Source organism: Burkholderia sp. Ed8, from assembly GCF_040761425.1.
Classification (GTDB): domain Bacteria; phylum Pseudomonadota; class Gammaproteobacteria; order Burkholderiales; family Burkholderiaceae; genus Burkholderia; species Burkholderia seminalis.
In genome coordinates this window covers 693,485-704,972 of record NZ_CP142885.1, presented here as the reverse complement: position 1 = coordinate 704,972, position 11,488 = coordinate 693,485, and the positions used below count along the sequence as shown (strand labels likewise).

Annotated in this window: 7 protein-coding genes and 1 pseudogene; 2 read left to right on the top strand and 6 right to left on the bottom strand. The window is 67.7% G+C overall.

Going from position 1 to position 11,488, the window contains the following annotated elements:
- Nucleotides 1-54: 54 nt before the first annotated feature.
- From VXM69_RS03290 to VXM69_RS03275, 4 genes are all read right to left on the bottom strand, one after another.
- On the bottom strand, nt 55-645 hold the full coding sequence (locus VXM69_RS03290) for a class I SAM-dependent methyltransferase (protein WP_367188985.1): 591 nt from the start codon (nt 643-645) through the stop codon (nt 55-57).
- Between the two features lie 192 nt (nt 646-837).
- Nucleotides 838-1,002 carry a hypothetical protein gene (locus tag VXM69_RS03285; RefSeq protein ID WP_367188984.1) on the bottom strand — a complete coding sequence of 55 codons (165 nt, stop codon included), beginning with the start codon at nt 1,000-1,002 and terminating at the stop codon, nt 838-840.
- Between the two features lie 9 nt (nt 1,003-1,011).
- Nucleotides 1,012-2,733, bottom strand: coding sequence for a ubiquinone-dependent pyruvate dehydrogenase (gene poxB / locus VXM69_RS03280; RefSeq protein WP_069704398.1), 1,722 nt, complete (start codon nt 2,731-2,733; stop codon nt 1,012-1,014).
- Between the two features lie 180 nt (nt 2,734-2,913).
- A complete protein-coding gene (locus tag VXM69_RS03275) occupies nt 2,914-3,441 on the bottom strand; it encodes an Lrp/AsnC family transcriptional regulator (RefSeq protein ID WP_014900480.1) in 528 nt (175 codons plus the stop codon).
- Nucleotides 3,442-3,604: 163 nt separating this feature from the next.
- Here VXM69_RS03275 and mdeB point away from each other — a divergent pair, with 163 nt between their 5' ends.
- Complete coding sequence (gene mdeB, locus VXM69_RS03270; protein ID WP_367188983.1) at nt 3,605-6,331, top strand: alpha-ketoglutarate dehydrogenase; 2,727 nt, start codon at nt 3,605-3,607, stop codon at nt 6,329-6,331.
- Nucleotides 6,332-6,457: 126 nt separating this feature from the next.
- Here mdeB and VXM69_RS03265 read toward each other — a convergent pair whose 3' ends face one another.
- Nucleotides 6,458-6,958 carry an Lrp/AsnC ligand binding domain-containing protein gene (locus VXM69_RS03265; protein ID WP_034188541.1) on the bottom strand — a complete coding sequence of 167 codons (501 nt, stop codon included), beginning with the start codon at nt 6,956-6,958 and terminating at the stop codon, nt 6,458-6,460.
- A 164-nt stretch (nt 6,959-7,122) separates the two neighbouring features.
- Between VXM69_RS03265 and VXM69_RS03260 the strand changes: the two are divergent.
- Nucleotides 7,123-8,165, top strand: a pseudogene (locus VXM69_RS03260) (1-aminocyclopropane-1-carboxylate deaminase).
- A gap of 303 nt (nt 8,166-8,468) precedes the next feature.
- On the opposite strand, the gene VXM69_RS03255 reads toward VXM69_RS03260, so the two are convergent.
- Nucleotides 8,469-11,471 carry an ATP-binding protein gene (locus VXM69_RS03255; protein ID WP_367188982.1) on the bottom strand — a complete coding sequence of 1,001 codons (3,003 nt, stop codon included), beginning with the start codon at nt 11,469-11,471 and terminating at the stop codon, nt 8,469-8,471.
- Between the last annotated feature and the right edge of the window lie 17 nt (nt 11,472-11,488).

Sequence of the window (11,488 nt, the reverse complement as noted above, 5' to 3'; positions counted from 1 at the left end):
CGGCGGCGAAAACGGAAAAAACGGCCAGGGTCCGCTTACGACGTTTCGATCGAGTCAGCCCGCGTATTCCGCGGCGGCACAGCGCACGGTCACGATGCGCGCGGGCGGAAGATTCGACCAGACGATCCGGCTGCCGCTGGCGACAAACGCCGCATCGCCGAGCGGATGGCGGCGGGGCGGCCGCAGGTCGTACGTGAACTGAATCATCACGCCGTCGGCCGACAGCACGCGGTGACATTGATCGACGATCGCCGCCACGTCCTCGCGCGGCAGCGTGCGCAACGGCAGGCACGACACGATCGCATCGACGCGCGCATCGGGCGGCAGCAGCCGCTCGAGCTGCCGCGCATCGCCCGACACGATCGTGATGCCGGGAAAGCGCCGTCGCAGATGCCGCACGAACGCGGGCGAGCGTTCGACCACGACGAGGCGCCGCGGCGCGACGCCGCGCTCGAGCAACGCCGCGGTGATCGCGCCGGTGCCGCCGCCGAGCTCGACGACCAGCCCGTCGCCAGCCGGTACCGCGTCGGCCATCTCGCGCGCCAGGTGCCGCGAACTCGGGCACAACGCCCCCACCGCGGCCGGACGGCCGACCCACTCGCGCACGAACAGCGCCGAGACCCGCCATGCGTTCGGCCACATCATCGGCGACCCTCGAGCGGTTGCGTCATCGGCCTCGACAGGCGGATGACTGCGTGGAACAAGGCTACGGCGACACGGTGCTTCGGCATGCGCATCCTCCTGGGCGAATCGGTCCGCCGCGGGACGCGCGGCGATCAATCGATTCTAGGAAACGCAAACTTAAGGCGACGTGAAGATTGTCCCTGATTTGCCTGATCAATTCGTGCCCGACCGGCGATCGACGCACTGCAGCATATGCACGCGCTCACGTGCGCCGACGAGCCGGATCGGCTGCCGCGCGGCCGCGATCGCGGCGCGCGCGCCGGCCGTCGATGCGAGCGGCCGCGCCGGCGTTCCCGACGCGGCCGCCATGCGGCGCACGCGCTGCCGTCACCGCAGGTTGGTTCTCGCGAGCTCGACGATCTCGTCGCCGCGCCCGCTGAGGATCGCGCGCAGCATGAACAGGCTGAAGCCCTTCGCATGCGCGAGCTCGATCTTCGGCGGCATCGCGAGTTCGTACTTCGACGTCACGACGTCGACGACGGCCGGTCCGTCATGCTCGAACGCCGTGCGCAACGCGTGCTCGACGTTCTCCGAGTGCTCGACCCGCACGCTGAAGATACCCGCGCCCTTCGCTATCGCCGCGAAGTCCGTCGGGCTCAGGTCGACGTTCGTATCGAGATAACCGGCCGCCTTCAGCTCCATCGACACGAAGCCGAGCAGGCTGTTGTTGTACACGACGATCTTGATCGGCAGGTTGAGCTGGCGCGCGCTCAGCAGATCGCCGAGCAGCATCGACAGCCCGCCGTCGCCGGACAGCGACACGACCTGCCGCCCCGGATGCGCGCCCTGCGCGCCGAGCGCCTGCGGCATCGCGTTCGCCATCGACCCGTGGTTGAACGAGCCGTGGAGCTGCCGCTTGCCGTTCATCGTCAGGTAGCGCGCGGCCCACAACGTCGGCGTGCCGACGTCGGCCGTGAAGATCGCGTCGTCGGCCGCGACGTCGTCGACGAGCTTCGTCAGGTACTGCGGATGGATCGCGCGGCCGGGCGGCTCGGCCACCGCGAGATCGTCGAGCCCCTTGCGCGCGGCCGCGTAGTGCTTCAGCGCGTTCTCGAGGAAACGCCGCTGCGTCTTGCGCGTCAGGCGCGGCAGCAGTGCCGCGATCGTTTCCTTCACGGTGCCGACGAGGCCGAGCGCGAGCGGCGCGCGGTGACCGAGCTGCGAGCCCTTCCAGTCGATCTGCGCGATCTTCGCATTCGCCGGATAGAATGGCCGGTACGGGAAATCCGTGCCGAGCATCAGCAGCGTGTCGCACGATTCCATCGCGTGATAACCCGAGCTGAAGCCGATCAGCCCCGTCATCCCGACGTCGAACGGGTTGTCCCATTCGACGAACTGCTTGCCGCGCAGCGCATGCACGACCGGCGCGCCGAGCGTGTCGGCCAGCGCGACCACTTCGTCGTGCGCGCCCTGCGTGCCGCTGCCGCACAGCAGCGTGACCGCGTCGGATGCGTTGAGCAGTGCCGCGAGCCGGTCGAGATCAGCATCGGCCGGCAGGATCGACGGCGGCGCCGATTCGCTCCATGCCGGCGCCTCGTCCGGGCCGTCGCCGAGCGCGATGTCGCCCGGCAGCACGATCACCGCGACGCCGCGCTCGTCGATCGCGGTACGCATCGCGCGCGCGAGCACGCGCGGGAACTGCGACGCGTTCGTCACGAGTTCGGCGAAGTGGCTGCACTCGCGGAACAGTTCCTGCGGATGGGTTTCCTGGAAGTAGCCGAGGCCGATCTCGGTCGACGGAATGTGCGCGGCAATCGCGAGCACCGGCTGGTGATTGCGGTGGCAGTCGTACAGCCCGTTGATCAGGTGCAGGTTGCCGGGGCCGCAGCTGCCGGCGCACACCGCGAGCCGGCCGGTCGACGCGGCATCGGCACCGGCCGCGAACGCGGCGCTTTCCTCGTGCCGCGTATGCATCCAGCGGATCGAGCCAATCTGGCTCAGGCTGAACGACAGGCCGTTCAAGCTGTCGCCCGTCACGCCCCAGATGCGCTCGACGCCCGCTGCCGCCAGCGTCTTCGCCAGGTATTCCGCCATCGTCTGTCTTGCCATGATGCCCTCGCTCGTTGATCGGTCGTCACACGAATGAACCGGCTCCGGCGGCTGCCTTCGCCGGCGACCAAACGAGCATACGCGATCGTGCCGCACCGCGTCGCGAAGCCCACAGGCGTCCCGGCCCGTTCCTTTCGGTCATGTCAGGCAATCGTCGCCGCTTCGTCGGCTGGCGCGCGCTCAACTCCAGTCGGACGCCGCCTCGTCCGGATCGACGAGCGTGAGCCCCGCCGCCGGCAGCGGCAGCGCGGTCTTGTAGCGCACCTGCTTCAGCGCAAAGCTCGAGCGGATGTTCGACACCCCGGGGATCGTCGTCAACCGCTCGATGATGAAGCGCTCGAGCGTGCGCATGTCGGGCATCACGACGCGCAACAGGTAATCGGCGTCGCCCGACATCAAATAGCACTCCATCACCTCGGGCCGCTGCGAGATCGCCTCCTCGAAGCGCTGCAACGCATCCTCGACCTGTTTTTCCAGGCTGACCTGGATGAACACGTTGATCCGCAGCCCGAGCGGCTCGGGATCGAGCAGCGTGACCTGCTGCCGGAACAGCCCGAGCTTCTCCAGCGCGCGCACGCGGTTGAAGCACGGCGTGGCCGACAGGTTCACCGCGCGTGCGAGTTCCGCGTTGGTGATCCGCGCGTTCTGCTGAAGCTGGTTCAGGATGCCGATGTCGATGCGGTCGAGCCGCCGCGGGTTTGTGCTCATGATCGAAATATTCCGAAAGAGTGGCGATAACCGGAATATTTACACTATCAGACCGTGAAACTCCAATGAAATCAGACGCATATTTTGCGGATCGACGGGTAGCATGATTCGACCGATTGCCACTGATTGCGCGCCGCCCGAACCGGCGTGCGGGAGACCTGCGATGACGGACCTGTCGAACGGAATTGACGCCACGCGGCGCGCGGGCCTTGCGCATGCCGATGCCGACCCCGAAGAAACCGCCGAATGGCTGGAGGCGCTCGACGCGGTCGTCGCTCACGTCGGCCAGGATCGCGCGCAGTTCCTGCTCGATCGCCTGGCCGCGCACGCGCGCACGCGCGGTCTTGCTGCATCGCGCGGCCCGGTCACGCCGTACGTGAACACGATCGCCGCGCACGAACAACCGCCGTATCCGGGCGATGCCGATCTCGAAGCGCGTCTGTCGGCCGCGCTGCGCTGGAATGCGCTCGCGATGGTCGTGCGCGCGAACCGTGCATACGGCGAGCTCGGCGGACACATCGCGAGCTATGCGTCGGCGTCCGACCTGTTCGAAGTCGGCTTCAACCATTTCTTCCGCGCGGCGACGGGCGAAGGGCATGACGAAGGCGGTTCCGGCGGCGATCTCGTCTACTTCCAGCCGCATTCGTCGCCGGGCGTCTATGCACGCGCGTATCTCGAAGGCTTCCTCGACGAGGCACACCTGAAGCACTACCGCCGCGAAATCGCCGGGCCCGGTCTGTGCTCGTATCCGCATCCGTGGCTGATGCCCGACTTCTGGCAGTTCCCGACCGGCTCGATGGGCATCGGTCCGATCAACGCGATCTACCAGGCGCGCTTCATGCGCTACCTGCAGCATCGCGGCCTGGCGGACACCGCGAACCGCACCGTGTGGGGCTTCTTCGGCGACGGTGAAATGGACGAACCCGAATCGCTCGGCGCGCTGTCGCTCGCCGCCCGCGAAGGGCTCGACAACCTCGTGTTCGTGATCAATTGCAATCTGCAGCGGCTCGACGGCCCGGTGCGCGGCAACGGCCGCGTGATCGACGAACTCGAGGCGTTGTTCGCCGGCGCCGGCTGGAACGTCATCAAGGTGCTGTGGGGTTCCGACTGGGATCCGCTGTTCGCGCGCGATCACGCCGGCGCGCTCGCCCGCGCGTTCGCCGACACCGTCGACGGCCAGTTCCAGACCTTCTCCGCGAACGATGGCGCGTACAACCGTGCACGCTTCTTCAGCCGCGACCCGGCGCTCGACACGCTCGCCGCGCAATTGACCGATGCGGAAATCGACCGCCTGCGCCGCGGCGGCCACGACGCGCTCAAGCTGCACGCCGCGTATGCGCGCGCGCTCGCCCATCGCGGCCAGCCGACGGTGATCCTCGCGAAGACGATGAAGGGTTACGGGATGGGCACGATCGGCCAGGGGCGGATGACGACCCACCAGCAGAAGAAGCTGGACGTCGACGACCTGAAGGCGTTCCGCGACCGTTTCCGGTTGCCGCTGTCGGACAGCGACGTCGAGCAGTTGAAGTTTTACAAGCCAGCGGAAGACAGCCCGGAGATGCGTTACCTGCATGCCCGCCGGGCTGCCCTGGGCGGCTATCTGCCCAGAAGGCGGATGGCGGCATCGCAAGGACTGACCGTCCCGCCGATGCCTGCCTGGGGTGCGTTCGCGCTGGACGCGGCGAACCGCGAGATGTCGACGACGATGGCGCTCGTGCGCATGCTGGCAGCGCTGCTGAAGGATCGCGACCTCGGCCCGCGCGTCGTGCCGATCGTGGCCGACGAAGCGCGCACGTTCGGCATGGCGAGCCTGTTCCGGCAGGTCGGCATCTACTCGCCGCTCGGCCAGCGCTACGAACCCGAGGATCTCGGCTCGATGCTCTACTACCGCGAGGACACGCGCGGGCAGATTCTCGAGGAAGGGATTTCGGAAGCCGGCGCGGTGTCGTCGTGGATCGCCGCGGCGACGTCGTACAGCGTGCACGACCTGCCGATGCTGCCGTTCTACATCTACTACTCGATGTTCGGTTTCCAGCGCATCGGCGACCTGATCTGGGCCGCCGCCGACCAGCGCTCGCGCGGCTTCCTCGTCGGCGCGACAGCGGGCCGCACGACGCTCGGCGGCGAAGGCCTGCAGCACCAGGACGGCAGCAGCCATCTCGCGGCGTCGACGATTCCGAACTGCCGCGCGTACGACCCGGCGTTCGCGTACGAAGTCGCGACGATCGTCGATGCCGGCATGCGCGAGATGGTCGAGCAGCAGCGCGACGTGTTCTATTACGTGACCGTCATGAACGAGAACTACGCGCAGCCGTCGATGCCCGGCGACGATCCGGCCGCCCGTCGCGCAGGCATCCTGAAGGGCATGCACCGGCTGCCGTCCGCCTCGAACGCGGCCGCGCGCGTGCAGTTGTTCGGCGCCGGCGCGATTCTCGGCGAAGTGCTCGCCGCGCAGCGGATGCTGCAGGACGGCTGGGGAATCGATGCGGCCGTCTGGAGCGTCACGAGCTTCAGCGAATTGCAGCGCGACGGGATGGAAGCCGAACGGCTGTCGCGGCTTGGCGACGGATCGGCATCGTCGTATGTCACGCGGATGCTTGAAGGAACGCAGGGCCCGGTGGTCGCCGCGACCGACTATGTGCGCGCGGTGCCCGAGCTGATCCGCGCCTACGTGCCGCGCCGCTACGTGACGCTCGGCACCGACGGGTTCGGCCGCAGCGACACGCGCGACGCGCTGCGCGCATTCTTCGAGGTCGATCGCGCGAGCATCGTGCTCGCCGCGCTGAAGGCGCTCGCCGATGACGGCGCACTCGATGCGACCGTCGTGCGCGACGCACGCGAGCGTCTCGGCAAGACCTCGCATCCAGGCGGTGCGCCATGGCAGCGCTGATCGGGCAACGCGACCGCGCACGTCGAGCGGCTTCAAGCCGCCGAGCGCCGCGTTCGCCCGGCCCCTCCACGCCGCGGCGCATGCGCCGCTCTCACACGGACCGGCGGGAATCGACGGCGCTCCACGCTAAACCGGCAACGCGTGCGTCGACAGAATTTCCTTGAGCACCATGAACGAGCGCACCTGTCGCACACCGGGCAGGTACAGCAACTGTTCGGCATGCAAACGGTTGAAGCTCTCGTTGTCGCGCGTGCGGAGCAGCATGAAGTAGTCGAATTCGCCGGTCACCACGTGACACTCGACGCACCCCGACACTTTCTGCGCGGCCTTCTCGAATTCGGCGAATGCTTCCGGCGTCGAACGATCGAGCACGAAGCCGATCACGACCAGCATCCCGGCACCCAGCGGCTTCGGGTCGAGCAGCGCGACGATGCCGCGAATCAATCCCATCTCCTTCAACCGCTCGACGCGCCGCAGGCACGCCGGCGCGCTCAGCTTCACCTTCGCCGCGAGGCTCACGTTCGAGATCGACGCGTCCTGCTGCAACTGCCGCAGGATCGCGCGGTCGATGCGGTCGAGCGCCGCCGCGGCGTCGGCCGGCGATGCACTGACGCGATCTAATTTCATTGCGTTTCCTCGAAATTTTGCGAATCAAAATTATTCATTCATTCCTGACCTCACAGATAACGTAGGTTTTCATTATTTATTTCGCAAGCCCATTTCGCACCATCCTGCCTATCATTTTTCCATCGGGACACGGCGTGCAAGCCGCACCCCGCCGATCCGGTTTCCTGTCCACCGTCCCCCGGAGCGCGTCGACGAACCTGCGACGTTTCCCCCGTTATCCGCTCACGTTCGGTCCGCCCCCGATCCAGCCGCTCAAGCGCCTGAGCGCGCATCTCGGCGGCAAGGTCGAGCTGTATGCGAAACGTGAGGACTGCAACAGCGGCCTTGCGTTCGGCGGCAACAAGACCCGCAAGCTCGAATACCTGATTCCCGATGCGCTCGCGCAGGGTGCGGACACGCTCGTGTCGATCGGCAGCGTGCAATCGAACCAGACACGCCAGGTCGCGGCCGTCGCCGCGCATCTCGGGATGAAGTGCGTGCTCGTGCAGGAGCACTGGGTCAACTACGACGATCCGGTATACGACCGCGTCGGCAACATCCAGCTGTCGCGGATGATGGGGGCCGACGTACGGCTCGTCGCCGACGGCTTCGACATCGGCATTCGCCGCAGTTGGGAAGAAGCAATGGACAGCGTGCGGCAGGCGGGCGGCAAGCCTTACCCGATTCCGGCCGGATGTTCCGAGCATCCGCTCGGCGGCCTCGGTTTCGTGGGCTTCGCGGAAGAAGTGCGGGAACAGGAAGCGCAGCTCGGCTTCAGGTTCGATTACATCGTGGTCTGCTCGGTCACGGGCAGCACGCAGGCCGGGATGGTCGTCGGCTTCGCGGCCGACGGGCGCGCGGACCGCGTGATCGGCATCGATGCGTCCGCGACGCCGGAGAAGACGCATGCGCAGATCACGCGCATCGCGCGGCATACGGCCGAGATCGTCGAACTCGGGCGCCGCATCGACGACCGGGACGTCGTGCTCGATACGCGTTTTGCCGGCCCCGAATACGGGCTGCCGATGAAGGCACGCTGGAGGCGATCCGGATGTGCGCGCGGCTCGAAGGCATGCTGACCGATCCCGTCTATGAAGGGAAATCAATGCACGGGATGATCGACAAGGTGCGGCGCGGGGAATTCGAGCCGGGGTCGAAGGTGCTGTATGCGCACCTTGGCGGCGTGCCGGCCTTGAGCGCTTACGCGGAGATCTTCCGCAACGGCTGACGGGCTTCCGCAGTCGATCCGGCGCACGACGGCCAATTCCGCGTCATGAAGCTGCGCCTCCGGCATCCGCCCGAGGCGGCGGCATGCGGGATAGCCGGTGGTCGAGCGTTGCACCGTTCCGCGCAATGCCGTGCGGTGCCCGTGCGCCCCTCATCGTTTTCGCGCGCCGTCCATGAACACGCTCGCCGGCGCGTACCGCTCGACGATTCAGTGCGCGCGCCGGCACGGCGCGCGCATGGTCGTCGGCCGTCAACGTCGCAGGCATCGCCCGCCATCGCGCCCGCAAGCATGGCGTCGCATCGTTCAGACGCCGGACAATCTCGACAACGCAGCCTCCACCTCCACGCGCATCTCCGGCCACTCCGGCCGGAGTGCATCGACACCGCCCGCGGCCAGCACGCGCTCGCCTCTCGCGCACGTATCGCTCGCGTCTGCGTCGCCGGCCAGCGCAAAGCCGCCTCGCATCGAATGCAGTTCGCCCTTGACGCGATCGTGGTCGCCGCGCGGCAATGCGGCGTCGATCGTCGCCAGCGAGTGCAGTGTCGCGGCACGCAATTGTTCACGAATCGCGTCCGTCATCGGCGGCGCCTGCCGGTCGTCGCGATCGACCGCCTGCAACGCCGTCGCGCCACGCGCCCCATGGCGTTGCAACACCGCCCCGAGCGCATCGATCGACAGCGGCTTGAGCACGACTTCCGCGACGCCGGCCTGCGCGCACCGCCTGCGATCCTCTTCGGTCGCGTGCGCGGTCATCGCGATCACGGGTACCGTCGCCCCCTGCTCGCGCAGGAAGTTCGCCAGCGCAAAGCCGTCGAGTTCCGGCATGCCGAGATCGGTCAGTACCACGTCGTACGAACGCGCGAAGAAGGCACGCATTGCCTCGACGCCGTTCGTGACGATCGTCGCATCGTAGCGCAGCGCATCGAGTTGATCCCGCAACAATACGCGGCTCGCCGGGTGGTCTTCCGCGACGAGCACGCGCAGCGGCACGCTTTCGTCCGCGTGCGTCGGCAACGCCGCTGCCGCGGGCTCGTCGTCGAACGCGGCACGCCATCCGGGCGGCGCCTCCGCCAGCGGCAACGATGCGGTGAAGCCCGTCCCCGCACCCGGTCGGCTGTCGACCGTCAGCGCGCCGCCCATCAGCCGCGCGAGACGTCCGCAGAGCGGCAGCCCGAGCCCGGTGCCGCCGAAGCGCCGGTAAATCGACGGATCGGTCTGCACGTACACGTCGAACAGCGTCGGCAACGCTTCCGCGGGGATGCCGATGCCCGTGTCGCGCACCACGATTTCGACGCCGCGCGGCCTGCCGGAAGCGGCAGCCGGCAGCGCGTCGATCGTCACGCTGCCGTGCTCGGTGAATTTGATCGCATTACTGACAAGGTTCGACACGATCTGACGCAGGCGGGTCGGATCGCCGACGTAACCGTCGGCCAACCCCGGCGCGACGCGGCATTCGAGTACGAGCCGTTTCGCGTCGGCGAGCGGCCGAAAGATCGCCGCGACGTCGCGCAGCACCGCACGCAGGTCGAACGGCACGGCTTCCAGCACCATCTGGTTGGACTCGGCCTTCGACAGATCGAGCACGTCGTTGATCACGCGCAACAGCGCGTCGGACGATGACATGACCGTCCGCAGTCGGCGCTGTTCCGCGGCGGGCAGCGCCGCGCGCGCCATCAATTCGAGATTGCCGACGATGGCGTTCAGCGGCGTACGAATCTCGTGACTCATCGTCGCCAGGAAGGTCGACTTCGCCTTGTTCGCGTCGTCCGCGGCTTCGCGCGCTTCATGGAGTTTGTCTTCGGCCTGTTTGCGCGCGGTGATGTCGGTCAGCGTGCAAAGCAGCACGTCGACGCCGCGATAGCGGGTGCGGACGATGTGCGCGGCCAGGTAGGCGGCCCCGCCACCGGCCCGGTCGACCGCCAATTCGTGCGTGACGACGCGCGGCTTTCGTCCGCCCGCGATATTGTCGCGGTATGCGTGCCAGATGCGCTTGCCGAGCAACGGCGCCGTGCCGGCGTCGCCGTAAATCCGTGCGGCTTCGTTACGCGCCATCGTGTCGCCGTTGGCCAGCGACAGCAGCATGATGCCGGCCGGCGCCGTGCGAATCAGCGTGCGGTTGAGCGCCTCGCTTTCGATCAGCCGGATCGCGCGGCGGTTGGCCGGGCGCAGCGCGCGCCGGTCGAACATGACGATCGCGAACCACACCGTTCCGATCGCGAGCAACGCGAGACCGGTTGCGATACCCAGGCGGACGGCCACGTCGTCGAACACACTGCGCCACGAATGCGTCGCGGTGAGTACCTCGTCGAATCCCGGCATGCGATCGCCGATGACGATATTCGTGCCGACACGGTGTGCGGCAGCCCGTTCACCTCCGGCCGCGCGCGCGTAATCGAGCGCACGGCCAGTCAGCACGGGCGCAGCCTGCTGGCCGGTCAGGACATTCGCGTTCGAATCGACCAGTGCATAGTTCTGGCCGGCGGACGCGGAACGCAGGATGTCGTCGATCTCCGGCCGCGTGACGATGACAAACCATGCGATCGGCTTGCCCTGCGTATCTCGCACCGCCTGCGCGAACCGCAGCACGGACCGCCCGAGCAGCGGATCCTGCCGCCTGTCCAGAAAAATCGGCCGATTGCCGGGCGCGGCGGCGGCCGATACGAAATCGGCCGGCGGCTGCAGCTGCCGGATCAATGCCTTCACGTCGAAACCGGCCGGCAGCGCGAGCGTCGACTTCACCAGCGGATACCCGGTCACGATGACGAAGTCGCCCGCCGGATCGATCAGATATCCGCCCATGCCCGGGTCGCCGGGCTGCCTCGGCGGCATGACGCCCGTCTTCTCGACCGTCTCGAGAAACGCCGCGAGAAACGGTGCGTAGGCGCCCCTTGGCCGGGACGACGAACCGGCCGCAAACGCGGCCACTGCTACACGTCCCGCGTGTCCGAGGACGGCCAGCCTGCCGCGCCCGTCGACAAACGGCTCGAGCGCATCGGGCGGGGTGGTCGGTCCGCGCCGAGCCATCAACTCGAAGTTTTCGACATAGCGATTCTGGAGGGCCTTGACCACCTCCATCTCCGCCAGCAGGTCGGCCTTGCGGACCAGGAACTCCGACCGCTCATGCGCAACCGATTCCTGCAGGTCGAGCCGCACGACGAGTGCCGCGCAGGCCAGGACGAACACCGTGATCGCCACACCGCTTCCGTACAGCAGCCATTGCTGCTGCCGTCGCACGCGCCCCGGTTCGAACGGCTTGCGGCCCGCGGCCGCGGCATGCGCGATCAGCGCTTTCAGTTTGGTTGGCATGAGTGTCGTCGAAGTCG

Coding starts and splice junctions, on each gene's coding strand:
- VXM69_RS03290 (WP_367188985.1), bottom strand. CDS start 645: ATGATGTGGCCGAACGCATGGCGGGTCTCGGCGCTGTTCGTGCGCGAG.
- poxB (WP_069704398.1), bottom strand. CDS start 2,733: ATGGCAAGACAGACGATGGCGGAATACCTGGCGAAGACGCTGGCGGCA.
- VXM69_RS03275 (WP_014900480.1), bottom strand. CDS start 3,441: ATGAGCACAAACCCGCGGCGGCTCGACCGCATCGACATCGGCATCCTG.
- mdeB (WP_367188983.1), top strand. CDS start 3,605: ATGACGGACCTGTCGAACGGAATTGACGCCACGCGGCGCGCGGGCCTT.
- VXM69_RS03265 (WP_034188541.1), bottom strand. CDS start 6,958: ATGAAATTAGATCGCGTCAGTGCATCGCCGGCCGACGCCGCGGCGGCG.
- VXM69_RS03255 (WP_367188982.1), bottom strand. CDS start 11,471: ATGCCAACCAAACTGAAAGCGCTGATCGCGCATGCCGCGGCCGCGGGC.